General features: G+C 65.1%; 28 protein-coding genes and 1 pseudogene. 13 read left to right on the forward strand and 16 right to left on the reverse strand.

The window, feature by feature from the left end; all coding sequences use genetic code 11:
* Both VEI45_RS08840 and VEI45_RS08845 read right to left on the reverse strand, forming a co-directional pair.
* The coding region (locus VEI45_RS08840; protein ID WP_324852230.1) for an LLM class flavin-dependent oxidoreductase at window positions 1–536 on the reverse strand (536 nt) is incomplete at its 3' end.
* 16 nt (window positions 537–552) lie between these two features.
* Entirely contained in the window at window positions 553–1,332 is a 780-nt protein-coding gene (locus tag VEI45_RS08845; RefSeq protein WP_324852232.1) for an HAD-IB family hydrolase, read from the reverse strand.
* A gap of 92 nt (window positions 1,333–1,424) precedes the next feature.
* Between VEI45_RS08845 and VEI45_RS08850 the strand changes: the two genes are divergently transcribed.
* Genes VEI45_RS08850 through fadD1 form a run of 7 tightly spaced genes read left to right on the forward strand, consistent with a single transcriptional unit; the run spans window position 1,425 to window position 7,914 of the window.
* Entirely contained in the window at window positions 1,425–2,603 is a 1,179-nt protein-coding gene (locus VEI45_RS08850) for an acyl-CoA dehydrogenase family protein (RefSeq protein ID WP_324852234.1), read from the forward strand.
* 10 nt (window positions 2,604–2,613) lie between these two features.
* Window positions 2,614–3,741 (forward strand): acyl-CoA dehydrogenase family protein, encoded by a 1,128-nt coding sequence (locus VEI45_RS08855; protein WP_324852236.1) that lies wholly within the window; start codon window positions 2,614–2,616, stop codon window positions 3,739–3,741.
* Window positions 3,738–4,238: a MaoC family dehydratase gene (locus tag VEI45_RS08860; RefSeq protein ID WP_324852238.1), complete on the forward strand. Its 501-nt coding sequence runs from the start codon at window positions 3,738–3,740 to the stop codon at window positions 4,236–4,238. The genes VEI45_RS08855 and VEI45_RS08860 overlap by 4 nt, the downstream gene beginning before the upstream one ends.
* A gap of 8 nt (window positions 4,239–4,246) precedes the next feature.
* The gene (locus VEI45_RS08865) at window positions 4,247–4,714 is read left to right on the forward strand and encodes a MaoC/PaaZ C-terminal domain-containing protein (protein WP_324852240.1); all 468 of its coding nucleotides are present in this window, start codon (window positions 4,247–4,249) and stop codon (window positions 4,712–4,714) included.
* Entirely contained in the window at window positions 4,711–5,913 is a 1,203-nt protein-coding gene (locus tag VEI45_RS08870) for a thiolase family protein (RefSeq protein WP_324852242.1), read from the forward strand. The genes VEI45_RS08865 and VEI45_RS08870 overlap by 4 nt, the downstream gene beginning before the upstream one ends.
* A gap of 2 nt (window positions 5,914–5,915) precedes the next feature.
* Window positions 5,916–6,335 carry a Zn-ribbon domain-containing OB-fold protein gene (locus tag VEI45_RS08875; protein WP_324852243.1) on the forward strand — a complete coding sequence of 140 codons (420 nt, stop codon included), beginning with the start codon at window positions 5,916–5,918 and terminating at the stop codon, window positions 6,333–6,335.
* Window positions 6,328–7,914, forward strand: a complete 1,587-nt coding sequence (gene fadD1, locus VEI45_RS08880) for a fatty-acid--CoA ligase FadD1 (protein ID WP_324852245.1) — start codon at window positions 6,328–6,330, stop codon at window positions 7,912–7,914. The genes VEI45_RS08875 and fadD1 overlap by 8 nt, the downstream gene beginning before the upstream one ends.
* Here the strand turns inward: fadD1 and VEI45_RS08885 are convergent.
* The 4 genes from VEI45_RS08885 to dtd form a co-directional block, all read right to left on the reverse strand.
* Window positions 7,911–8,801 (reverse strand): class I SAM-dependent methyltransferase, encoded by an 891-nt coding sequence (locus VEI45_RS08885; protein WP_324852277.1) that lies wholly within the window; start codon window positions 8,799–8,801, stop codon window positions 7,911–7,913. The two genes, fadD1 and VEI45_RS08885, sit on opposite strands and share 4 nt — an antisense overlap.
* Window positions 8,802–8,803: 2 nt before the next feature.
* Window positions 8,804–9,664, reverse strand: coding sequence for a hypothetical protein (locus VEI45_RS08890; RefSeq protein ID WP_324852247.1), 861 nt, complete (start codon window positions 9,662–9,664; stop codon window positions 8,804–8,806).
* Window positions 9,661–10,596, reverse strand: a complete 936-nt coding sequence (locus tag VEI45_RS08895; protein ID WP_324852248.1) for a sensor histidine kinase — start codon at window positions 10,594–10,596, stop codon at window positions 9,661–9,663. The genes VEI45_RS08890 and VEI45_RS08895 overlap by 4 nt, the downstream gene beginning before the upstream one ends.
* 96 nt (window positions 10,597–10,692) lie before the next feature.
* Complete coding sequence (gene dtd / locus VEI45_RS08900) at window positions 10,693–11,124, reverse strand: D-aminoacyl-tRNA deacylase (RefSeq protein WP_324852250.1); 432 nt, start codon at window positions 11,122–11,124, stop codon at window positions 10,693–10,695.
* Window positions 11,125–11,163: 39 nt separating this feature from the next.
* Here dtd and VEI45_RS08905 point away from each other — a divergent pair, with 39 nt between their 5' ends.
* Window positions 11,164–11,475: an MTH1187 family thiamine-binding protein gene (locus VEI45_RS08905; RefSeq protein WP_324852252.1), complete on the forward strand. Its 312-nt coding sequence runs from the start codon at window positions 11,164–11,166 to the stop codon at window positions 11,473–11,475.
* On the opposite strand, the gene VEI45_RS08910 is transcribed toward VEI45_RS08905, so the two are convergent.
* Window positions 11,472–11,966 carry a macro domain-containing protein gene (locus VEI45_RS08910; RefSeq protein WP_324852254.1) on the reverse strand — a complete coding sequence of 165 codons (495 nt, stop codon included), beginning with the start codon at window positions 11,964–11,966 and terminating at the stop codon, window positions 11,472–11,474. The genes VEI45_RS08905 and VEI45_RS08910 overlap by 4 nt on opposite strands.
* A 29-nt stretch (window positions 11,967–11,995) precedes the next feature.
* Between VEI45_RS08910 and VEI45_RS08915 the strand changes: the two genes are divergently transcribed.
* Window positions 11,996–13,288 carry a competence/damage-inducible protein A gene (locus VEI45_RS08915; RefSeq protein ID WP_324852279.1) on the forward strand — a complete coding sequence of 431 codons (1,293 nt, stop codon included), beginning with the start codon at window positions 11,996–11,998 and terminating at the stop codon, window positions 13,286–13,288.
* 63 nt (window positions 13,289–13,351) lie between these two features.
* Here the strand turns inward: VEI45_RS08915 and VEI45_RS08920 are convergent, their stop codons facing one another.
* Both VEI45_RS08920 and VEI45_RS26445 read right to left on the reverse strand, forming a co-directional pair.
* Window positions 13,352–14,617 (reverse strand): MFS transporter, encoded by a 1,266-nt coding sequence (locus VEI45_RS08920; protein WP_324852281.1) that lies wholly within the window; start codon window positions 14,615–14,617, stop codon window positions 13,352–13,354.
* 201 nt (window positions 14,618–14,818) lie between these two features.
* Window positions 14,819–14,901, reverse strand: a pseudogene (locus tag VEI45_RS26445) (hypothetical protein); the annotation flags it as partial.
* 95 nt (window positions 14,902–14,996) lie between these two features.
* On the opposite strand from VEI45_RS26445, the gene VEI45_RS08930 reads away from it, so the two are divergent.
* A complete protein-coding gene (locus tag VEI45_RS08930) occupies window positions 14,997–16,064 on the forward strand; it encodes an amidohydrolase family protein (RefSeq protein ID WP_324852256.1) in 1,068 nt (355 codons plus the stop codon).
* 18 nt (window positions 16,065–16,082) lie between these two features.
* On the opposite strand, the gene VEI45_RS08935 is transcribed toward VEI45_RS08930, so the two are convergent.
* Window positions 16,083–16,832, reverse strand: coding sequence for an enoyl-CoA hydratase/isomerase family protein (locus VEI45_RS08935; RefSeq protein ID WP_324852258.1), 750 nt, complete (start codon window positions 16,830–16,832; stop codon window positions 16,083–16,085).
* Window positions 16,833–17,112: 280 nt separating this feature from the next.
* Here VEI45_RS08935 and VEI45_RS08940 point away from each other — a divergent pair, with 280 nt between their 5' ends.
* Complete coding sequence (locus tag VEI45_RS08940) at window positions 17,113–17,688, forward strand: XRE family transcriptional regulator (RefSeq protein ID WP_324852259.1); 576 nt, start codon at window positions 17,113–17,115, stop codon at window positions 17,686–17,688.
* Window position 17,689: 1 nt separating this feature from the next.
* Here VEI45_RS08940 and VEI45_RS08945 read toward each other — a convergent pair whose 3' ends face one another.
* Window positions 17,690–18,907, reverse strand: a complete 1,218-nt coding sequence (locus VEI45_RS08945; RefSeq protein WP_324852261.1) for an acyl-CoA dehydrogenase family protein — start codon at window positions 18,905–18,907, stop codon at window positions 17,690–17,692.
* A gap of 270 nt (window positions 18,908–19,177) precedes the next feature.
* On the opposite strand from VEI45_RS08945, the gene VEI45_RS08950 reads away from it, so the two are divergent.
* A complete protein-coding gene (locus VEI45_RS08950; RefSeq protein WP_324852263.1) occupies window positions 19,178–20,419 on the forward strand; it encodes an alpha/beta hydrolase in 1,242 nt (413 codons plus the stop codon).
* A gap of 32 nt (window positions 20,420–20,451) precedes the next feature.
* Here VEI45_RS08950 and VEI45_RS08955 read toward each other — a convergent pair whose 3' ends face one another.
* From VEI45_RS08955 to VEI45_RS08975, 5 genes are all read right to left on the reverse strand, one after another.
* Window positions 20,452–20,949, reverse strand: a complete 498-nt coding sequence (locus tag VEI45_RS08955) for a hypothetical protein (RefSeq protein ID WP_324852264.1) — start codon at window positions 20,947–20,949, stop codon at window positions 20,452–20,454.
* Between the two features lie 40 nt (window positions 20,950–20,989).
* Window positions 20,990–21,448, reverse strand: a complete 459-nt coding sequence (locus VEI45_RS08960; RefSeq protein ID WP_324852266.1) for an STAS domain-containing protein — start codon at window positions 21,446–21,448, stop codon at window positions 20,990–20,992.
* Between the two features lie 191 nt (window positions 21,449–21,639).
* Window positions 21,640–22,134 (reverse strand): SRPBCC family protein, encoded by a 495-nt coding sequence (locus tag VEI45_RS08965; RefSeq protein WP_324852268.1) that lies wholly within the window; start codon window positions 22,132–22,134, stop codon window positions 21,640–21,642.
* Complete coding sequence (locus VEI45_RS08970) at window positions 22,134–22,775, reverse strand: nitroreductase family protein (RefSeq protein ID WP_324852271.1); 642 nt, start codon at window positions 22,773–22,775, stop codon at window positions 22,134–22,136. The genes VEI45_RS08965 and VEI45_RS08970 overlap by 1 nt, the downstream gene beginning before the upstream one ends.
* Window positions 22,775–23,257, reverse strand: coding sequence for a carboxymuconolactone decarboxylase family protein (locus VEI45_RS08975; RefSeq protein WP_324852273.1), 483 nt, complete (start codon window positions 23,255–23,257; stop codon window positions 22,775–22,777). Before VEI45_RS08975 ends, VEI45_RS08970 begins: the two co-directional genes overlap by 1 nt.
* A gap of 131 nt (window positions 23,258–23,388) precedes the next feature.
* On the opposite strand from VEI45_RS08975, the gene VEI45_RS08980 reads away from it, so the two are divergent.
* A complete protein-coding gene (locus tag VEI45_RS08980; protein WP_324852275.1) occupies window positions 23,389–24,087 on the forward strand; it encodes a hypothetical protein in 699 nt (232 codons plus the stop codon).
* Window positions 24,088–24,205 lie beyond the last annotated feature (118 nt).

Consider the following 24,205-nt stretch of genomic DNA (forward strand, 5'->3'; position numbering starts at 1 on the left):
CACAGGATCGGCACCGGCGTGCTCGGATGGGGCTCGAGCATCAACTCGGGCACCTGGTAGTAGCGACCGCTCCACGACACCCAGCCGCCCTGCCACAGCGCACGTAAGGCCGGGATCATCTCGTCCAGGCGTTTGCCCCGATTGCCGAAATCCTGTCCCAGCAGTTCGAACTCCTCGCGCATCCAGCCGGCGCCAACCGCCAGCGAGACCCGGCCACAGGAAATGACCGACGCGGTGGCCACCTGTTTGGCGACCTCCAACAATGGACGGGCGGGGGCGACGTACACGGCGTTCGAGAAGCGCAGCCGACGGGTGACCGCCGCCATGGCGCCGATCAGGATCCACGAGTCCGGCCACGCTGTCTCCGGCGACCACGGCGGACGGTCCGCCCCGGTGGGGTATCGGGATTGCAGGACTCGCGGATAGATCAGATGGTCGGCGCAGATGATCCCGTCATAGCCGCACTCGTCTAGCATTCCTGCGACCGCCAGCGCCTCGGCGGTGTCCATAAATGCTGTGCCAGACCAGAACTGCATTACCCGCCGTCCAGCATCAGCGCTGCCCGCCGAGTCCGGCCAGTTGGCGCAATGACCTGACCCGCGTGCGGCCGTCCGGGGCGGTCACTCGCAGCACCGGCCAGCCGTGCTGGGCTGACGCCGCTGCAAGCCGCGGCCGCGGGTTTACCGGCCTGGGTTGGCCGACCAGCGCCATCAATGCCGCGTCCTCGTCGCCGTCGGCATAGAAGTAGCTGTCCGGTAGCGTCACCCGATTGTCGGCGCAAAAGCGTTGTACGGCAGCCGCCTTGTTCGGTCCCCACACGATGGGCCGGACGATGTCCCCGCTCAATCGACCGCGACCGTCGAGCGTGAAGTGGTTGCACAGCACATGGCTGATGCCCAGCGAGCGGGCGACGGGATGGGCGTGGATGGTCAGCGCCGACGAGCAGAGCAGGACAGTATGCCCACGCCGCTGATGAGCTTGCACGATGGCCCGCATCCCGGGGAACACCCGGGCAGCGATGCGGTCGACGAACAGGCGTTCACCGACCGCCTCGAGGTCGGCGAGCGATTCGCCCCGCAGGTAGCCGGCACCTCGCACGACCAGCCGCTCGAACTCTATGCGGCCGAACCGATATCGCATCATTGCTTCGGCGACACCCAAGACTTCGCCGATCCTGGCCTGTCGGCGGCGGATCCGATCACCGGCATGGGCGGTGGCCGTGAAGCCCGCAACCAATGTGCCGTCGAGGTCGAAGAACGCGCCCACCTGGGGACCCGGCGAGGCGGCGGCGATCTCGGCGACCGCGTTCGACGCCGACAGCTTCGCGCTCATTTCCCTCCCGTTGGGATGCGGATGGTGTTGTACTTTAATGTTCCTTCGCGCAATTCCGGGCGCAAGCAGGTCCGACCGCTAGGACGTGATCGTTGGATTTCGAACTCGACGCCGCCCAGGAAGCCTGGTTAGCCGAGGTGCGTGGCTTTCTGCGCGAGAATGTCACGTCAGCGTTGAGGTCCGAGCTGGCCGAACATGGCCAGGAGTTTCCCGACGGCGAAGTCGCGTTGTTTCGCCGCAAAATCGGCGCGAGAGGTTGGTTCGGGCTGAACTGGCCGCCGGAATACGGTGGGCTGGGCCTCGGTGCGATCTATCAGCACCTGTTGATGCGCGAGTTCGAGTACTGGGGCGTCCCCGGGCCAGATCTCACGGTGACCTCGGTGGCGCCGATGATCATGCGGCACGGCACCGAGCAGAACAAGATCGAGTTCCTCCCGCCGATAGCTCGCGGAGAACTGATCTGCGCAGTGGGCTACTCGGAACCCGACGCGGGCACCGATCTGGCCAGCTTGCGCACCCGCGCGGTGCAAGACGGCGATGATTGGGTCATCACCGGATCCAAGATCTGGAACAGCGGCGCTCAGCGAGCAACCCACGAATGGCTCTGTGTCCGAACCGATCCCAGCGCCTCGCGGCATCGGGGCATCTCGGTGATCATGGTTCCCGTCGGCCTGCCCGGTGTGGAAGTCCGTCCGCTGTACGCTTGGTCGGGGTATCGGACCAACGAGGTGTTCTTCGACGAGGTCCGTGTACCCGTCGGCAACTTGATCGGCGAAGTGAACCGCGGCTGGACCTACATCACCGGCGCGCTGGATCTCGAACGGGGCGCCTTGACCAACGCGGGCGATCTGCGCCGCGCACTCGACGAGCTGATCGAGCTGGCCGGCCGTCCGCGCCGCGACGGCTCGATGCCGCTGCAAACATCCAGCTTTCGCCGTCGACTCGCCCAGGCCGAAGCCGATGTCGAGGCGGCAATGCTGATGGGATATCAGGCGGCTTCGTTGCTGGATTGCGGAGTCATCCCGACCGTGGAAGTCAGCGTCGAGAAAGTCTTCAGTAGCGAACTGCGCCAACGGATCGCCGATTTGGCCATCGACCTGCTCGGCCCCGACGGCCTGCTGGCCTATCACAGCCCGAACGCGCCCGCGGACGGGAGATTCGAACGGCTTTACCGGGTGGCGCCGCTGATGCGGTTCGGCGGCGGTACCAACGAGGTGCTGCGCGACGTCATCGCCCAGCGTGGCCATGGCATGCCGTCGTACGGGCGCTGATGGTTGCGACATGAAACTGTTGCACGATCAGGACGAACTCGATTTGGCGTCGATGCTGCGAGCACTCTTCCTGGCCGAATGCCCGACCAGCCTGGTCCGTCAACTGCGCGATTCGGAGCGGCGGCCGATGCCGGACAAGCTGTGGAAGGCGTTGGCCGATACCGGGGTATTCGGACTGGTGCTTCCGGAGGAATATGGCGGGGCCGGTGGGACGCTATCGGACCTGGGCGTGTTCTGCGTGGAAGCGGGGCGCGCCCTCTGTCCCACGGTCGTGCACGCCAGCGTGCAGGCGGCACTTGCCATCCACCTGCTGGGCGGACCGGACCAGCACGCTGCGTGGCTGCCTTCGCTGGCTGCGGGAAAGATTTGCGCCACAACAAGTTTGTGGAACGCACGCGACGCCGCGTTGATCGCTCCGACGCTGCGCGCGTGCCCGAGAGCCGAAGGCAGCTGGCGGCTGAGCGGCATGGCCGACTTCGTCGGCGACGCCGACTTGGCCGACCACGTCGTGGTATCGGCAGCCGACACCGCGGGCAAGCAGACACTGGGCTTTGTCGTCGCGCTGCCGGCGGAGGGCGTGCTCATTGACCCGCTGCGGTTCATCGGCGGCCACCGGGCATTTCGTATCCGTTTCGACGATGTCGAGGTGACCGACCGGCGCACGGTGCTTGCCGGGCCGGACGGCGGAGGGTTAACCGATCACGACCTGCGCCGGGTGGCCAACACCGCGGTGGCACTGCTGTCGCTGGATTTGGTCGGTGTCGGCGAGGCGGTGCTGCAGCGCACCGTCGACTACACGCTGGCGCGCCGACAGTTCGGCCGACCGATTGCCTCGTTTCAGGCCGCACAACATCTGGTGGCGAATATGCATATCGCCCTGGCCGCAGCTCGGCTGGCAGCCCACTCGGCGGTGTTCTGGATCGGGCGAGGTCGCATTGGGACCCGGGAGACCGCGATCGCCCGCATGCACGCGGCCAGTGCGGCGAAATCGATCACGCTTGACGCGCACCAACTGCATGGCGGTATGGGTTACGTGGTCGAGACCGACCTGCATTTGTTCTCCGAGCGGGCCCGGGTGCTGTCCACGCTGGGCGGCGGGGCCGACGTGGCCGCAACGTGGCTGGAGGAGGAGGCTTGAGCGAGCAGAGTCTGATCGACGCCGAGTCCGCGTCGCGAGTGGGTACCGTCGCCGCCACCGCGACAGGCGAAGTCAACCGGCGCGACTGGCAACGCTGGGCCGCCGCGGTCGGTGACCACAATCCATTGTGGTTCGACACCGAATATGCTCGCGCCCACGGCTACCCAGACATCATCTGTCCACCGCTTTACCTGCAGTACGCCGTATTGGGAGTCACCGCGCTGGACGGGTTGCGGCCAGATGGCTCTTCCGGAGCGGTATCTGGCAGCCTCGCGTTTCCCCGTGCTCCCAGACGTATGGCGGGCGGGGAGAGCACCACGTTCTTCGCGCCGGCATATCACCGCGACGAAATCGAGATGGTGCGCACGATCGAGTCGATCGTGGAGAAGCAGGGTCGCTCCGGCCGATTCGTTCTGGTGACCTGGCGAACGGTGTACCGCAACCAGCGGAGCGAACTACTCGCCGAGGCGACGACATCGATGATCGCCCGACCGTGAGGAGTGCCATGGCCTCTGAAGGAGCACCGGTGCAGGTCTTCTACGAGGACGTCCAGACCGGCGACCCGTTGCCGACGCTCGAGGTGACGGTTGACGAGCGACAGCTGTTCTTCTTCAGCGCCGCGACGTACAACGGTCACCGCATCCACTACGACAAAGACTGGGCACGCGACGTTGAGGGCTATGACAATGTCATCGTGCAGGGCCCACTGCAGGCCGCGCTGCTGGCCCGCGCGATCACCGACTGGATCGGCGGCCGCGGCCGGCTGGTGGAGTACACCGTGCAGAACCGGGCGGTCGCGTTTGCCAGCGAAGAGCTGACTTTCGGCGGGGTGGTGACCGGAAAGCGGTTGGCCGACAACACCGGGCTGGTCGATCTGGACGTCGCCGGGCGACGAGGTGACACGGTGCTGATGCCGGGGACCGCCACAGTCGCGCTGCCATTGCGCGGAGAACCCCGAGAAGAGGAATTGTGACGGGCCTGCGTGGTGAGGCGGCCATCATCGGTATCGCCGAGCTACCGGCCGAACGCAAGCAAACCCGCCGGCCGTCGTTCACCCTGGATCAGTACGCGCTGCTGGCCAAGATGGTCGTCGAGGACGCCGGTGTCGATGCCACGGTGATCAACGGGTTGCTGTGCCACGGCCTGGCGGAATCCGACATGTTCGCCCCGGCCACCCTGTCGGAATACCTTGGCCTGCCTGTCGATTTCGGGGAGCGGGTCGACCTGGGCGGCGCCACCTCCGCCGGGATGGTGTGGCGGGCCGCCGTCGCTGTCGAACTCGGGATTTGTGACGCGCTACTCGCAATCGTGCCCGGGTCCGCGGTGTTGCCGACCTCCGCGCGCCGACCATCGTCACCGCCCGGCTGGCATGGCGCGTCGAGCAACAAGTACGGGTCGCCGCAGGCCGAGTTCGAAATCCCCTACGGCAACGTCGGCCAGAACGCGCCGTACGCGCAGATCGCCCAGCGGTATGCAGCAGTTTTCGGTTACGACGCAACAGCTCTGGCGAAGATCGCGGTGGACCAGCGCACGAATGCGTGTGCACATCCGGGTGCGGTGTTCCACGGCACACCGATCACCGTCAACGACGTGCTGACCAGCCCGATGATCGCCGATCCGATCCACATGCTCGAGACGGTGATGCGGGTCCAGGGCGGTGCGGGTGTTCTGGTCGCCAACGCGGACGTGGCGCGCCGGGCGCGACATCGACCGGTGTGGGTCAAGGGATTCGGCGAGCACATTGCCTTCAAGACAGCGACATACGCCGAGGATTTGATGACTACGCCGATAGCGCGTGCCGCCGAGAAAGCCTTCGCGATGGCGGGGCTGACCCCATCCACTATCGATGTTGCGTCTCTCTACGACTGCTACACGATCACCGTGCTGATGACCCTGGAGAATGCGGGGTTCTGCGGCAAAGGCGAAGGCCTGAGCTGGGTCAACCAGCATGACCTCACCTTCGCCGGCGACTTCCCGCTCAACACCGCAGGCGGGCAGCTGTCGTTCGGGCAGGCGGGCATGGCCGGCGGCATGCATCACGTCGTCGACGCCGCGCGTCAGCTGATGTGCCGAGCGGGCCAGGCGCAGGTGACCGACTGCCACCGGGCGTTTGTCAGCGGCACCGGCGGCATCATGAGTGAGCAGGTCGCGCTGGTCCTGGGCGGTGACTGACCGTGACCGAGCCGCGACCGCTTCCCGAGGCCACGCCGGTCTCACAGCCGTTCTGGCAGGCGCTCACCGAGCACAGGATCCTGGTGCAGTACTCGCCTTCGCTGGGACGGTACGTCTTCTATCCGCGCATGCTGGCTCCGGGCACGCTGGCCGACGACCTGGAATGGCGTGAAATCGATGGCGCCGGTTCGGTTTACACCTTCACAGTGGCGCGGCGACCAACCGGCCCGCCGTGGGCGGATGCAGTTCCCCAGATCCTCGCGGTGGTCCAGTGGGACGCTGGTCCCCGGTTCAGCACCGAGCTGGTGGACGTGAATCCCTCCGACGTCCGGATCGGCATGCGGGTGAGCCCGGTGTTCTGCGACATTCCCGATGCCGAGGTCACCCTGTTGCGGTATCGGCCGGAGCCGACCGATGTTTGAGACCGTCCAACAGTTGCTACGGGCACGCACGCACGACGACACCCCCGCGGTCGCCCACGGCGAGAAGACTTGGACGTGGCGCGAGCACCTCGCCGAAGCGGCAGCCGAGGCATCGGTGCTGATCGGGCTGGCCAACACTACTCGCCCGCTCCACGTCGGCGCGTTACTGGGCAATTCGCCCGCCATGCTGCGGTCGATGGCCGCGGCTGCGTTGGGCGGTTACGTGTTGTGCGGCATCAACACCATCCGGCGCGGCGCCGGGCTGCTGGCCGACGTCCGGCGCGCGGACTGCCAGCTGCTGCTCGTCGATGCTGACCACGTGCCGCTACTCGACGGGGTGGATCTGGCCGACGTCACCGTGCTCGACGTGACTTCGCGCCGTTATCTCGACGCGGTCGCGGCTGCACCTCCGCTCGTGCCGCACTGCGAGGTCGGGCCGGCCGACACCTTGATGATGATCTTCACGTCGGGAACCTCGGGCGACCCGAAGGCGGTCCGGTTCGCGCACGTGGCGGCAATCCTTTGCGGCGCAAGCCTGATCGCCCAATTCGAGATCACCAGTAGCGATGTGTGCTACTTGTCCATGCCGTTGTTTCATTCCAATGGCGTGGCGGCCGGCTGGGCGGTGGCCATCGGAAGCGGCGCAACGATGGTTCCGGCCCGGTTCTCGCCGTCGCGATTCCTGGCCGACATCCGGCGCCACAACGTCACCTACATGAACTACGTCGGCAAGCCGCTCGCCTTGGTGCTGGCCACCCCGGAGAAGCCCGACGATGCCGACAACACGCTGCGGGTGGCGTTCGGCAACGAGGCGACCGATCGCGATATCGCCGAATTCACGCGACGATTCGGCTGCCGGGTGGTCGACAGCTTCGGATCGAGTGAGTTCGCGGTCATCGTCACTCGCGAGGACGGCACCCCGGCCGGGTCCATCGGCAGGGGATATCCGGGCGTCGCGGTGTACAACGCGGAAACTGTTACCGAATGCGCGCCAGCGGTTTTCGACGATCACGGCGCCCTGGTCAACTTCGACGAGGCCGTCGGCGAACTGGTGAACACCCAGGGCGGCGGCGCGTTCTCCGGCTACTACAACGATCCGACGGCCACGAAGGAGCGGATGCGCCACGGCATGTACTGGTCCGGCGATCTGGCCTACCGGGATGCCGACGGCTGGATCTATCTGGCCGGTCGTACCACGGATTGGCTGCGGGTGGATGGCGAGAACCTCGCAGCCGCACCGATCGAGCGAATCCTGCAGCGCCTGGCCCCGATCAATCAGGTCGCCGTTTACGGTGTGCCGGACGAACAGGTCGGCGACCAGGTCATGGCCGCCGTCGTTCTCGACGACGGCCAGTCTTTGACGCCAGATGAATTTGAGAAGTTCCTCGCCGCTCAACCTGACTTGTCAGCCAAGGCATGGCCGCGCTTCGTGCGGATCAACAAGGAGCTGCCCAAAACGGCGACCAACAAAATCCTCAAACGCGAACTGATCCAGGCAGGTGTCACCGCTGCCGGCGGTGTCTTGTGGGAGCGGGTGGGCCGCGGCACCGCCTACGTTGCCGCGTCCCCGACGCCCTAGCGAGTCGCGGTGATGTATTCGGAGTGCATGATCCGGTCGACTTGTAGGTCGACTTCGGGTGGGGTTCGGCCATAGTCGGCCTGCAATTCGGGATTGGTGCGGACCGGCTCCACCGCCCAGCCATGTGCGGCGAGCCAGTCAGCGGGTTTGGTTTTCGCCGCGTCGTCGTAGGTCAACGCGGAGAAATTCACGTCACCGGACAGGGTTAGACCGGGATAGGTCTCTTCCAGAGCCGCAAGGCTATCGTCGTCGAGGCACGAGCCCAGGGCACCTATCGCAAGCCGGCTGCCCGGGGCGGACAGGTCACTGATACGAGCGAATAGTATGTCCTGCGCGTCGCTGGTCAAGTAGGGCAGTATCCCTTCCACCGACCAGGCGGTGGGTCGTTGCGGATCGAACCCCGCCGCCCGCAACGGTATTGACCAATCGTCTCGCAGATCCGCAGCGACCTCATGGCGATGAGCAGCGGGCTCGGCTGCCCGCTCGGCCAGCACGCGTTCTTTGAACTTTAGGACTTTCGGCTGGTCGACCTCGAATACTGTTGTGCCACTTGGCCAGTTCAGCCGGTAGGCTCGAGAATCCAGGCCGGCCGCGACGATTACTGCCTGGCGGATACCCCGTTGTGCAGCGGATTTGAAAAATTCGTCGAAGAACCGTGTCTGCACCCCGTAAAGCCGCGGGAAGGCCGTCGCCGCCGCAGAGGTTCCCGGGTCGGCAAGCAGGCCAGTCAGATACGGGTCCGCCGAGGCGGTGATGAAATGCTTTGCGTAGTCGTCTCGTACCAGTGGCTGCGCGCTCATGGCATGTAGCGCACGCCATCCGGCTACCAGCAGCGCAGTGTAGCCCACGCTGCTGACGATGTCCCACTCGTCGTCATCGGAGCGAATCGTTACTGGCCCTCTACTTGTCGGAACACATACGACCCGACGGTGATCACGCGGTCCGCGGCGCCCTCGTCATACATGACGGTGCGCACCGCGACCGTGCCCTGTGCGCCGGCGAGTGGCTCGGCTTCGATGCGGAACGGACCGGTCTTGCCGCGCGCGACGAACATCACGTGCGACGACGCGCCCTGTAGCCGATCGGTGCCGGCGACCTCGGCGGCTCGCTGCAGTGCTGCGGTCTCCAGCAGAACGAATTGCGGTCCGATGTGTAGTGCTGCATCCGGTGACGCCACCTCCGCGGCCAATTCCGGTAGCGCCCAATCCCCGTCGGGGCGGCGATGCCCGCCGAACACCTGCCAGAGCGGCGGGAGGTCGGGGGAGTCGATCACCTCGATGGGTTCGACCGCCATCCGACCGAGTCCCTCGGGCGGCGTGCCGATGCTGATGCCCTGACCCTCAGTGAGGGCAAGTACCCGGCCCGGCCGATCCGCGTCGACGATGCGTGAGCGGCTATAGCCCATCTGGCGACCGCGCTTGATGACCTCGGTGTGCACCTCGAAACGGCGCACCTCTCGGCCTGGGTCGAGCACTTGGCACGAGTGGATGACGGGGTTCGGCACCGCCTCGAGATCGGACATGCCGCCGCCCTCCGGGGAGGCGATGCCGAGCACGGCCAGCAAAATGCCGCCGGTCGCGTTGCGCATGTCGTGGCGCAGCGTGACGGTGTCATCGGCGGGCCCCAAGTCCATTGCCGCATGACTGCGGCCGATGTAGCGGTAACTCAACAGCCCGCCCCAGCGTCGGCGGAGCTCGGCGGCGTAAGCGTCCGGCTCACCGGCAAGTTCACGTATGTCTCGCAGCGTCATGGTGCCCCTTTTAGCCGAAGGTAAGCGTGGATCGTCGTCTCGTCAGCAGTGGTGTGGGTGCGCACCAGGTCTGCCACGGCATTGACCACATACAGCCCGCGGCCCCGATCGCTGTCGCTGCCGTACGGTCGGCGCCCGGCGAGCGGATCGTCGAGACATCCGTCTTCGCGTGCTTCGCAGACCACGTGGCCATCATGCCGCCACAACGCGAGCCGGCACGTTCGGCCCACCTGCGTCAGGCTCGCGGTGGCCAGCTCGCTGGCGATCAACTGCAGATCTGCGGTTTGGTCCGCGGACAAGCCGAACCACTGCGCATAGGCGCCCGCGAAAGCCCGTGCGCCGGCGAGATCGCCGCGTTTCCGCGCCGTGTACCTGACGGCGGTCGCGTCGGTCGACAACGGTTGGTTGTAGCGGTCCAACATCGCTTCAGGTGCGTACGCCGCGTTGTTGCATTCGAACGCTGCGTTCTGCCAGAGCACCGGATGGGTGCGACGGGCGTCGGCGATGACTCCGGCATCAAGCAGGCAGACGTCATATGGGCAGATCACCGTGACGTCCCGGCCAGTGAATGCTCGGTTGAGCAGCGCCTCGTGCTGCACACAAGCCGGGTATTCGGCTTCAGTTCGGCCGGGCCAGATCGGTTCGCCGATCAAGCGCACCGGCTGATCTCGATGCTTGTCGACAAACCTGCTCAGCACCCCGCCCAGGATCCGACCGGGGTTGCGACCGACCTCGGTCATGTCGGTCATCACCACGTTGGCGGTCAATCGGCCCAACGCCTCGGCCAGCACCGCCAGATTGGGTCCGGGTACCGCGACCAGTACCGCTTGGCCCGCCGCCACGGCCTCAGAGATATACGGCACCAGGCGATCGAGGTACTCCAGCTCTGTGCGGTAGAGAAGAGCGCCGTGACCACTCTGTGCGTACGTCACGCCATCCGCTCCACGAACACCGGGCCCGGCCCCATCGCCTGCCGCCTCCAAAGCACGCTACGCTCGGCCGCCGCAGATGCGACAATAGCCCGCCAATCACAGCTCAAGCAGTACGGTCACCGGGCCGTCATTGATCAATTCGACCTGCATGTGGGCGCCGAACGTGCCGGTTTCCACGTCGGCGCCGAGCTGCTGCAACTCTTGCACGAACGCCGCTACCAGCGGCTCGGCGATGGCCCCCGGTGCAGCGGAATTCCATGACGGTCGTCGCCCCTTGGCGGTGTCGGCGTACAACGTGAACTGGCTGACCACCATGATCGGCGCTTTGATGTCGGCTGCGGACAGATCGTCGTCGAGAATCCTTAGCTGCCAGAGCTTTTCAGCGAGCCGCTGGGCTTTACCGACATCGTCGTCATGGGTAACGCCGACGAACGCCAGCAGCCCCTGACTGCCGGGCCGGATCGATCCCACGACTTGCTGCTCGACAGACACCGTCGCCGATGAGACCCGTTGCACCAGAACCCGCATGGGCCCGATGCTGCCATGCGCCCCGAGTAGGGTCGTGTTGTGTCTGTACTGGTCGCATTCTCCGTCACACCGCTGGGCGTGGGCGAAAGCGTCGGTGAGATCGTGGCCGAAGCGGTGCGGGTGGTCCGCGATTCCGGGTTGCCGAACATGACCGATGCGATGTTTACGGTCGTTGAAGGCGATAGCTGGGACGAGGTGATGGCGGTCGTGCAGCGCGCCGTCGAGGCCGTCAAAGCTCGCTCGCCCCGGGTTAGCGTGGTGATCAAGGCGGACTGGCGCTCTGGCGTCATTGACGCGATGAGCCGCAAAACCGAATCCGTCGAGCGTTTTTTGGGCAGTCCGGAGGCTTAGCCGGCGATCGCTGCGCGAAATGCTTCTTCGGCGGCGTCGCCGTGCACCGCGAACACCACGCGCTCAAGTGAGCGCGGCTGATGTTGGCGCACTGCGTCGACCATCAGCCGGGCCGCCTCGTCCAACGGGAAGCCACCCACTCCAGTACCGAAGGCAACCAAAGCTAGTGAACGACAACCTAATTCGTCGCCCACGTGCAACGTGGAGCGGGTGGCCCGGGCAATGATGTCGGCCGACGTCGGCCTGCCAAGCTCCATCGTCGCGGCGTGGATCACGTAGCCTGCCGGCATCTCGCCGGCTGTGGTCTCGACCGCTTCGCCGAGGCCGATGGGCGCCTTCTCGTTCGATTCGCGCTGCACCGCCGGGCCGCCCGCCCGGGAGATGGCCGCGGCCACCCCACCGCCATGCCGAAGCTCGGTATTGGCCGCGTTGGTTATCGCATCAACCTCGAGCTTGGTCACGTCAGCCTGAAGAACCTCTAACTCGATCATCGATCCATTCTCCCGCACGCTTTAGTGTCATAGCGGTGAGCGCACGCGCGGGCATCGTCGTCACCGGAACCGAGGTATTGACCGGTCGGATCGCCGACCGCAATGGTCCATGGATCGCGGACCGGCTACTCGAGTTGGGCGTCGAACTCGCTCACATCACCATCTGCGGCGACCGCGCAGCGGACATCGAGGCGCAGCTGCGCTTCCTGGCCGACGAGGGCGTGGACCTGATCGTTACCAGCGGCGGCCTCGGGCCAACCGCCGACGATATGACCGTCGCGACCGTTGCGCGGTTCTGCGGACGCGAACTGGTGCTGGACGACGAGCTGGAGGCCAAGATCGCGGCGATCTTGAAAAACTTCATGGCGCGCCTCGGGGCCGGGGATTTCGAGGCGGTGCGCGCCGCCAACCGCAAGCAGGCCTTGGTCCCGGCCGGGGCCCTGGTGATGGACCCGGTCGGGACCGCGCCCGGTGTCGTCGTTCCCGGCAAGCCGACCGTCGTGGTGCTTCCCGGTCCGCCGCGCGAACTGCAGCCGATGTGGCGCACGGCCGTGCAGCTGCCCGCCTTCCAGGAAGCCATCGCCGCCCGGACGATCTACCGTCAGGACACCGTGCGGATGTTCGGGTTGCCGGAGTCGGGCCTGGCCGAGACCCTGCGCGAGGCCGAGCAGCGCGTGCCGGGTTTCGCCGACCTGGAGATCACCACCTGCCTGCGGCGCGGGGAGATCGAGATGGTGACCCGCTACGAGCCTGCTGCCGCCGACGGGTACAGCCGATTGGTCGAATTGCTCCGCGACCGCCACGGGCAGCACCTCTTTTCCCAGGACGGCTCCCAGGTGGACGATCTGGTGGCGCGGCTACTGACCGGGCGCCGGATCGCGACGGCGGAGTCCTGCACTGGCGGACTGCTGGCGGCCCGGCTCACCGACCGGGCAGGTTCGTCGGCCTATGTCGCCGGCGGGCTGGTTGCCTACGCCAACGACGCGAAAACCGAGTTGCTCGGCGTGGATGCGACGCTGATCCAAGCGCACGGCGCGGTGTCCGAGCCGGTCGCCGAGGCGATGGCCGCGGGTGCATTGCAGCGTTTCGGGGCCGATACCGCAGTGGCGATCACCGGAATCGCCGGTCCGGAGGGAGGAACCGAGGACAAGCCGGTCGGCACGGTGTGCTTCACCGTGGCGCTGGCCGACAGTGAGTCGTCGACCCGAACACTTCGTCTGCCCGGCAACCGCGCCGACATCCGGGAGCGGTCGACGACCGTGGCGATGCACCTGTTGCGCCTGGCGCTCAGCGAACAGGGGATAGCGCTGCCATTACCGTGACCGGCTGTCGCGGCCATTGGTGTTGGCGTGGCGGTATTGGCCGCAGCTAGCAGCGGGTTATCTCTATCGGCCACGGTCGTCGCCAGCGAACGCGACGACGCTGGTTTGCTCGGTGCCGAATCGGATTCCGGTGGCGTCCTTGCCGATCGCCGTCAAGAGGGCGACGACGATGAGTACCGGCACAATCGTCGCGGCCAATGCGAAGGGATAGCCATGGGTAGCGGCCAGTCGTTCTTGAATGGGTAAGTTGAACGCCGCCAGCAGATTTCCCAGCTGGTAGGTGACCCCCGGGTAGAAGCCCCGAATGGCATCCGGCGACATCTCCGTCAGATGTGCCGGAATGACACCCCACGCGCCCTGTACGACGAGTTGCATCAAAAATGAGCCAAGGCACAGCATCGCCGCGGTGTGCGAGTAAGCGAACAGCGGCACGATCGGTAGCCCCAACACCGCGCAGAACACGATGGTGTGTCGGCGGCCAAATCTTTGGGACAGCGTGCCGAAGAGCAGCCCGCCGATAATGGCGCCGACGTTGTAGGTCACCACGATCCACTTGGCGGTCGCGTGGGACAGCTCGGCGCCACCGTTGTGGGTTGCCGACAAGAAGGTCGGGTACACATCCTGAGTGCCGTGGCTCATCCAGTTGAACGCGGCCATCAACAGCACCAGATAGATGAACCGACGGACGATGGCGGCGTCGCGCAGCACATCGCGGATTCTGGTCTGAGTCAGCCGCATTCGGTGCTGCTCGGTCTCCCATACCTCGGATTCCTTCACCCGGTATCGGATGATCAGAGTGACTAGCGCCGGGATGATGCTCAGCCCGAACAGCCAGCGCCATGACAACCCGAACTGGTCCATCACCAACAGCGACGCCAAAGTTGCGAGCAGATAGCCGAATGCGTAGCCCTCTTGCAGCAGGCCGGAGAAGAAGCCGCGGCGTTCGGGCGGAATCTTCTCCATAGCGAGCGCGGCGCCCAGACCCCACTCACCACCCATCCCGACGCCGTAAAGCAGCCGCAGGATGACCAGCACAGTGAAATTCGGTGCGAACGCACACAGGAAGCCGACTATCGAATAGAACGCCACGTCCACCATCAGCGGCAACCGCCGGCCCACCCGGTCGGCCCACAGCCCGAAAAGCAATGCGCCCAGCGGTCGCATCAGCAGGGTGGCGGTTGTCAGGAACGCGACTTCGGTTCTGGTGTGGTGGAAAGTCTTTGCGATATCGGCATAGACCAACACGACGAGGAAGTAATCGAAGGCGTCCATTGTCCAACCCAGCAGCGCCGCAACGAACGAGTTGCGCTGATCGTTGGTGAGCGGCAGTTTTCCGGGCACCCGCACCATGTATCACACAGCGGGCCACGGCGTGAGCTGCTCGGGAAATCAGCTCTGCTCGATGGTGTCTCAAAGCTCGACCGTGGGGTGCAGAATCTCCTCGCGGCCCAGCCCAGCAAGATGGCTCTCACCGGGCAGGCGCGCAACGACGTGCTGCCGGTAAGCGGACGCGACGATGTGGTCGCGGTCGCCGAACTCCGCGAACTCAGCTGACGGTCATCGCCCACCGCGATGTTGCCTTCCAGCTTGGGACGAGCAATAGGGATAACGATTACCGCAGGGTTACCCGGGGCGCACCAAGCAGCGGTAGGGTTTCGCTCGACAGCGCGGCGCTCGCCGATGCCTCTGTGGACCTTTGGAGTGACGCATGCAGATCATCGATGCCGACGGACACGTCGCCGAGAATCCATCACTCGCGATCGAGGCCATGAAGCGCTGGCCGCACCGCGTCACGGCCAGCGCCGACGGTAAGCCCAGGTTGGTCATCGAGGGCCGCAACTATCCCGAAGACAGCGGCCCGGGCGCCGGCTGCCCGCCCGAGCACGGGATCAGCAAGGCGTCGGACATCAACTGCCGGTCGGTCGAAGGCGTGCTCGGCGATGCCGATCGCGACCACATCAACACCATGGTGCTGTATCCCAGCCTGGGACTTTGCGCGCCCAGCCTGGAGGATCCGGAGTTCGCCGCCGGGTTCGCGCGCCTCTACAACCAGTGGATCGCGGATTTCTGCGCCCCGGCGGGCGGCCGGTTGCGCGGCGTCGCGGTGACCCCGATCGAACATGGGCAGGTGGCGATCGACGTCATGCGGGAAGCCGAAGATCTCGGACTGGTGGCCACCCTCGTCCCGCCAGCTCTCAAGACGCGCAACCTCGACCACCCGGACCTCGATCCGTTTTATGCCGCGGCAGTCGAACTCGACATGCCGCTCGGCATTCACGGTGCGCCGGGCATCCATCTGCCGAAGATCGGTGTCGACCGCTTCACCAACTACATCCAGGTGCACTGCATCAGCTTTCCGTTCGATCAGATGACGGCGATGACGGCGATGGTCTCGGGCGGTGTTTTCGATCGGCATCCCGGATTGCGGGTGGCTTTCCTCGAGGCGGGTGTCGGCTGGGTGCCGTTCTTCATCGACCGCCTGCACGAGCATTTCGAAAAGCGCGGCGATTGGATCGAGCGTGGCTGGAAACGCGATCCGCAGGAGTATGTGCAAGCCGGCAACATCTTCGTGACCTGCGAGCCGGAGGAGCCGATCTTGCCAGGCGTCATCGACGTGCTCGGCGACGAGTTCATCATGTTCGCCAGCGACTATCCGCACTGGGACGGCGGGTGGCCCGAGAGCACCAAGCACCTGCGCACGCGCCCGGACATCAGCGAAGATGCTCGTACGAAAATCGCCAGTTTGAATGCGCAGCGCTTCTACGGACTCAACTGAGGCCGACTAGCCAAGCGGTCAGCGCGCCTGCCATTTCGGAGGTCGTTTTTCGGCGAAGGCGCGCGGGCCTTCCTTAGCGTCCTCGGTCGCGAAAATGCGGTCACTGTGCCGGGTTTCGTTGGCGTACGCAGATTGCAGATCAAGCGCCAGGCCCTCGACAGCCGATTGCTTCGTCGCCGACACGGCAAGCGGCGCGTTGGCCGCGATGCGCTCGGCGTACTCATAGGCGTTGTCCATCAAATTGTCCGCCGGCACCACGCGGTTGATCAGCCCCATGGCGAACGCGCGGTCGGCGTCCACCATGTCCGCGGTCAACAGCAACTCCATCGCAAACGCGTAGGGCATCTGGCGAGGCAGCCGCACAGTGCTGCCGCCGCCCGCAAACAATCCGCGCTTCGGCTCCATCACCGCGAACCGCGCCTCGGGCACTGCGACGCGAATATCGGTGGAGGTCAACATCTCGAATCCGCCCGCGACGCACACACCGTTGACAGCGGCGACGATCGGCTTGTAGATCGGAAACTGGTGCAGGACAGCGTGAATAGCGTCGGTTTTGTTCCATCCGGGGGGCTGCGGTAAGTCGCCCGTCAACTCGGGAATGAACTTCTTCAGATCGGCTCCGGTGCAAAAATCGCGACCAACACCGGTGATCACGGCAACCCACGCATTGGCGTCGTCGCGAAAGGCGGCCCACGCGTGGGCAAGGTCGCGGAAATGCGCCATGTCGAGCGAGTTACGCGTCTCGGGCCTGTTGATCGTGATCGTCACGATGCGACCGTCCCGCACGTAGTCGATGCTCACCGCGTCCTTCGAGATTCGCAGTTGCTATCTTTGCAATAATAGTAAATCACTGCGGCTGACTTGTGGCCAGCACCTGGTACGGGCTCCGCTAGCACTCTCATAGCCCGGGACTGCCAGATAAATGTGCGGGCACTATCCTTGTGTGGATCGACTCCTTTGCCGATACTCTCTTTCGTGCAGCTGTCGGAACGGAAGTTGGTGACGGGCCGTCGACCTGAGCTGAAAACCATCGAAGAATTGAGGGGCCATGGCCGAATTCGATCCACATGAAGGTGAAGCGCAAACCATTGTGAATCTCGCTGAGGCGGCGATGCACATGTACCGGGCTGCCATCGATTCCCTGCCTTTTCCTGAGGACAAGAAGTTCCAGAAACGTGCCGAGGTAGTTCTGACGGGCATGCGGAAATTGCGCGCGGCGCTGACGGAGGCGGCAAGCCACAGCCGACCGAGCCCCACGGTCATGATGGCGCTGAGCGATGTCCGCCGGCGCTACGACGATCTGATGGAGCGTGCCGCGGACGCTCCCGGAGCGACGCTCGGTCAACAGCTCTACCACGCACGCATCCACGCCAAGTTGACGGCGCAGGAGGCGGCCAACGGTGTAGGACTTCCACCCGGTCTGCCGGACGAGCTCGAAGCCGGGGGGACTCCGACCGACAAGGAGACGCCGCTGGTGCAGCAGCTGATTGCGGCGATCCGCGCGGTCGCAGGGCTGGAGGGCCTGGACCACCCGCTGCCACCCGTCGAGGATCATGTCAACGGCTGGGACGACGCGCTGGCCGTGAACGGCGTCGGCGAAGAGGCCGACGCGGCGGCTCAGTAGCTCACCGAATGGGGAGCCCCGTCAACGCCCTCGCGATGACAAGTCGCTGAATCTCGCTGGTGCCTTCAAAGATGGTGAAAACCTTGGCATCGCGGTGCATCCGCTCGACCGGATAATCGCGGGTGTAGCCGTTACCGCCGAGGATTTGGATCGCTTCATCGGTGACGTACACCGCGGTCTCACTGGCGAACAACTTGGCCATCGAGCCCTCAGCTGAGGTGAACGGTTTGTCGTTTCGTTGCATCCAGCTGGCCCGCCAGACCAGCATCCGTGACGCGTCGACGCGACTTTTCATATCGGCCAATTTGAACGCGATGGCCTGGAATTCGGCGATTTTGCGACCGAACTGTTCGCGCTGGCGAGAGTATTCCAGCGCGTACTCGTAGGCAGCGCGTGCGATTCCCAACGCCATCGCACCCACCACTGGACGGGTGCGTTCGAACGTCATCATCGCCGCCTGACTAGATGTGCGATGTCCTTCCCGGATTTTGGCGATCCGGCGCTCGAAACGCTCTCTGCCGCCAAGGATCAGCCCACCCGGGATGCGGACATCGTCGAGGACCACCTCGGCGGTGTGCGACGCCCGAATCCCGTGCTTTTTGAATTTCTGCCCCTGATAAAGGCCCTTCGTGTCAGGAGGCACGATGAACGTCGCCTGGCCCCGAGTGCCCAACTCAGGCTCCACCGATGCGACCACCACATGGATATTGGCGATTCCACCGTTGGTCGCCCACGTCTTGGTGCCGTTGAGCACCCATTCGTCGGCGGCTTCGTCATACTTCGCCCTGGTGCGGACGGCTCCGACGTCAGAGCCGGCACCGGGTTCGGAGGAACAGAATGCGGCCAGTTTGGGATCGCCCGGGGTGCCAAACATCTGCGGCAGCCACTCGCCGATTTGCTGCGGAGTCCCGTTGGCGGCCAGTGCGGCCGCCGCAAGCCCGGTCGCCATGATCGACAACGCGATTCCGGCATCACCCCAGAACATTTCCTCGAAGACCGTCGGCATGCCCAGACCGGTGGCTTCGCCTGCCATCTGGGCAAACAGGTCGGGGGTATACAGTCCGACCTTGGCGGCCTCTTGGATGATCGGCCACGGGGTTTCCTCCCGCTCGTCCCACTCGGCGGCGGCCGGCCTGATCACCGTCTCGGCGAATTCGTGTACCCAATCACGGACGTGGACCACTTCCTCCGACAGGTCCATCGAAAAGCCGGCGTCCATCAGCGCTCCTATCAGCGGTCTCGGCGGCGCAGTGGTGCCGCGACGTCGTGAAGCGCGGCGCTCGGTGGATTCCCCAGGCCCCGCGGTCAGTGCTCTGTGTTGCCCCTACCCGTTCGGGCAGCCAACACATACAGTAAACGCTTGTATACTGAGTGAACAAACCGGCAGCTCAGCCCGCAGCCCAGGTAGGGGTTTGGGTTCGTCGGCACGTCGATAGGCAGCGATAGACCGTTTTGACACTCGTGCACTCCGAACTCGTAAAGGGGCCGTATGCAGCGCAGTGATATCCGGGCAGTCGGGGATCTGGCGGGGGAGGCATCGTCGATGGTGACCGCTTTGGTGCGGGGGATGCACGCGGGGATCGCCGGACGGGTCTTCAGATCCATCGGACCGCCGGCAATGTCGACCAGGATGATCCATGACGGGCTGACGCGCGCGATCTACGGCGGTGTGGACCGAGGGATTCGCAGCGCGACCCAGGCCGCCGGCGCGGTGGCCGCTGAACTCTGGGGTGACGATGGCGACCAAGCTCTCGAATCGCGCGCGATGTCGGCCGCGGTGATCGCCGCCGTCAATGGCTTATACGGGGATGAGTTGACCGAGCGCGACAACCCGCTCGCGGGTGCGATGGCCATCCGACGCCGCGGCGAAGTGGTCCCGCCGACGGCGGACTCCCTTGCAGCAGCGTTTCCGTCAGCCACCTCGCGGATCGTGGTGTTTCTGCACGGCTGGTGTCTTACCGAGCGGTCATGGTCTTGGCGGCCACGCGAGGACGAGGACATCCGCAGCTACGGCGAACGGCTGCGCGACGACCTGGGATTCACCCCGGTTCAGCTGCGGTACAACACCGGGCTGCACGTGTCGGTCAACGGCCGCGCACTCGCCGAAATGCTGGACCGGTTGCACGCCCACTGGCCGGTCCCCATCTCCGAGCTGGTGTTGGTGGGCCATTCGATGGGCGGACTGGTGGCGCGCAGCGCTTGCCACTACGGCGCCCTGCAGCAGCAGCGGTGGAGCGAAGCGGTCAGTCATGTCGTATGCCTCGGCTCACCACATCTGGGGGCCGATCTGGAAAAGGGCGTAAGCGTCGCGTCGTGGGCGTTGGCCCGGTTGCCCGAGACCCGTTCCATTGCAACCTTTTTGAACGCTCGCAGCGACGGAGTCAAGGATCTGCGCTTCGGCGCCTGCCTCGATGAGGACTGGTGCGACGCCGACCCGGACGAGTTCCTGCGCGATCGTTGCCACGAGGCGCCGTTCCTGCCGCATGCGACGTACCATTTCGTGGCGGCAACCGTCACGCCATCGCTACTCGGGATCATCGCCGGCGATCACCTGGTCCGGTCGCGAAGCGCGGCGGGCCGCGGTAGGTCGCGGCGCATTCCCTTTGACGCTGAACACGGACTGACGCTGACCGGTTTGAATCACTTAGACCTGCTGAACCATCCGCTGGTCTATGAGAAGCTGCGTGACTGGCTGGAGCAGTCCCCGGCCAGAGCTGCCGGCTGGCGGTGATGGCGCTCCAAGCTGCGCTGCCGCCTAGGCCATCACGGCTTGGGCGGTGGCGGTCCGCCGCCTAGCAGCGAGCCGAGGATCTCCAAGGGGATACCTGCCTCCGCCGGCGTTTTGCCCGGGTCGGGGACTGCCGCGTCGTTCTTCTGCCACGGCTGACAGCCGTCCGTCTTGAACGCCTTGTCAGTCGGGTCGATCCGCACCACTTGCGGCTTTTTGCTCAACGCATTGTCGACAAGCTGTTTGCCGTCGTCACCGGAGCCGACCCGTTTCCAATAGCAGGTGCCTTTGCCGAGCGGCCCCGCGGAGGTGTAGGTGCCGGGCACAATGTCCGTACCCACGGCGTAGGTGCCGTCGTGGTCGATGGTCGTCTTGGGCCCAGGCGGCTGCGGCCCGGGCGGCGGCCCAGGGGCCGGTCCAGGTAGTGGCCCATGCGGATCGGCACTGGCAAGGCCGGCGGCCGCACCCCAGCTCAGCGCAACGAGCGCCGCGGCGGCGACAACAGTTGACTTCGACCTCACGAGTAGCAGCATACGGGGTTTGCGCGGCAGGCGCCCGAGTCTGAATGCGCTATTAGGCGGTTTTGGTAAGCAGCGCCAACAGCAACCGACGACGCGCAGAGTTGGCATCGGCGAAGTGGTGCAGCGCCTCGTGCACCGAGCCGAAGACGGGGAAGCTGGATTCCTCGTGGGTGACCAGCAGCGCCGTGTTCACCGCTTCGCTGGGGATCACCGACCACTCCAGCCCGGCGGCGGTGCATACTGCATCGACCCGGTAGAGAAGTCGAACAGCCTGTGCTGCAAAGCAATCCAGACCCGATAGGTCGAGGACGAAAGGCTTGTCCGGCAGGATGAAGCGCTTGGAGTACTCGCTGACCTGGTCGACGTTCGTCGAGTCGACTGCGCCAGTGATCGTTACGACGGTTCCCAGGCTGCGGCACTGGGCTCGCACCGCAGCACCGTTGCAGTCAAAGGGGAGATGGGCGTGACGGGGGGACACGTACGAACCTGCGGTGTCAGTCGAATCGGTCATGACTTGCCCCCAGTTCTCAAACGCTGTTGCTGCCATAATGGGCTGAAGGATGACCTCAACCTGTTTGAGACGCTAATTGGCTACTCTAAGGTCACTGGGTGCAGCATTTAATACTTTGCTAAGAAACAATTTTCAGCTACTGGCCAGTACGCTTTGATGACTTGCCGACAGCCCGTTCGCCCGGTCATCGCCTACGTCAGCCGTTTGACCGACCCGGCATAGCTGAGGGCGTGCTGGTACGTCTCGAGGTTGTCGCGGGAAATCTTCGCGTGCACAGGACGTTCCAGAAGGAACCGGAGCACGGGGTTGAAGGCGTGATAGGTCTCATGGAAGGTCAGTACGGTGCTGCCGTCGGGTTGTTCCTCGAGTTCGTGGTACCCCTCGGCGCGCGACCACAGTGGCTTGCCGATCGCCACATAGCGCGAGAGCTTGTTGATTTTCGCCTCGGTAACCGTCTCCCACGAACGACCCTTGCCGCCCGACAGCAGGTACTTAGGCACAGGAAAGACACAGGTCCGGACCAAACCCTCGCCGGCTTCGTCGCCTTCGTTGAGGATCTCCATGCTGCCGGTCGGCCACTCAAGCACCCGAGGTCTGGGTGCATTCGGCGGCACCGGTGGATGCAGCACCCGCCATACCTTTTTCGGGGGTGCGTCGACGTGAAACCGCACGGTGTAGGACTGCATCAGCTTTCTCCAACAGGCTGTTCCCAAGTATTCCAGTAAGTGATGGTCTCCGCGGGCGGCCGTGCGGCCGGCCGGAAGTCGGTGCCAATCGTGTAGGCCACCGGGAACAGCGCGGCCTGTGTGACGGTGTCCGGAATTCCGAGCAGTTCGGCCACCTCCTGCTCCTTGGCCAAATGCATTGTCGTCCAGACTGATCCGAGACCGCGGGAGCGAAGGGCAAGTAGGAAACTCCAACCCGCCGGGATGATCGACGCCCAAGCCGACGCAGCGGCCAGCAGATTGGAGTTGTCGATGGGGTTGGCCAGGCACGGGATGACATGCACCGGAACTTGGCCCAGCGTCTCGCTCAACGTCACCGCGCTCCGATATACCCGCCGGGTCTGCGGATCGGGCTCGCTCGCCGCGGCCTGCGCCAGATACTCAGCGCCGATGCTGCGGTAGATCTCCGCGATCGCGGCGCGCTTGTCCGCATCGGTGATCACCAGCCAGCGCCAATCCTGCGCGTTGCTCGCGGTGGGCGCTTGCATCGCCAGTTGTATGCACTCGAGGATCACGTCCCGACCCACCGGCCGGGTCAGGTCGAGGCGTTTGCGCACCGACCGCGTGGTGCTCAGCAGTTCGTCGACGGTGGCCTTGTCCATCAGAGGTCGATCGCGCAGGACTGATCGACGCCGAGCACCGTCAACGAACGCCCCAGGCCGAGGAACACCGCCAAGCACAGCGTCAGATCGAGGACTTCCGGGTCGGTGAACAATTCGCGCAGCCGGTCGACGAACGCGTCGTCAATCGATTCATGGTCGGTTGCGAAACGTTCGGCGTACTCGATGGCAAGACGCTGGCGCGGCGTAAAGCCGGGGTAGCTGGCGTAGGCGGCGACGTTCTCATAAAGCTCCGGCGCGACCCCCGCCTCAAGCACCGATGGCGCGCGAAAGTCCGAGCACGCGACACAGTCGTTGATCTCCGCGATGCGCATCCTGGCCAGTTCACGCTCTTCCGGTGGCAGGATGCTCTGCTGGTAGGCCCCGCGAATCATCCGTTCAACCATGTCGCCCAGCGGCGGCCGCAGGGTCCAAATCATCGCGGCCTCACCACCGGGGCCATCCGGCACATCGAGCCTGGCCATGGCTGCGAGCAAACCAGATGTTTGGTTGAACTGTCTAGATCAGGGAGCCGTGGACAGTAGGGGGCGTCCGGATTACCGTCCGGTAAGCGGAACTGTTGCTCGGTGCGGCACGGCGTGTGGGAGGTCTCGGCATGCTTTTCATGCACGAGGTGCACAAGGTGCGGGGACGCGCCGAGGACGAATTCGAAGCCGCATTTCGACACGGCTGGATGCCCACGCTTGGTAACGGAGACGAAGCCCGGCTGCTCTGGTACGCCAACCACGCGCACGGCAGCGGGCCCGCCTACACCGTGGTCACCGTGACCGCCGTTCGCGACGGAGCGGCATGGGAGCGTCTGGCACGGCGGATTCAGACCGGCGATCTGCGGCAGTGGATGCGCCACCTCGACACGCTTCGCCACGACGTCGAGGCCAAATTGCTGATGGCGCTTCCGTGGTCGCCGCTGCAGCATATGCCGTTCGGCGAGGTACCCACCGATGGGCAGGAACACGAACTGACCCTCTACATGGAGGACACCATGTGGCCGTATGAGGACAAGTTCACCGAATACATCGACCGCTGCGGCGAGGTGTACGCCAAGAGCCTCGATCGGCCGGCTGCGATGTTGGCCATCCAGGCCGCGTTCCAGCCTGCCCTGGGCAGCCACCTGCGCCGTGAGGTCGTGCTGATGCAGCGCATCCACCAACCGGAAGCGCTGCTCAACCTTCTGCGGACCGAGATTCCGTCGGACTACCGCGCTCCCGGAACCTGGATGTACGACGCTTTGGACCTGCGCGATCAATGGACTAGCCGGCTGCTCCGGACCGCCTCGTGGTCACCGCTGTATTGAGCCGCTGATGAACATCGGCACGATAATCGACGCCGTCGCCACCGACGACCCGAACCGCGTCGCGCTTATCATCGGCGACCGCGCAATCGGCTACGGCCAGCTGGCGACGGCCATCGAA

This window comes from Mycobacterium sp. (assembly GCF_035623875.1).
Lineage (GTDB): Bacteria > Actinomycetota > Actinomycetes > Mycobacteriales > Mycobacteriaceae > Mycobacterium.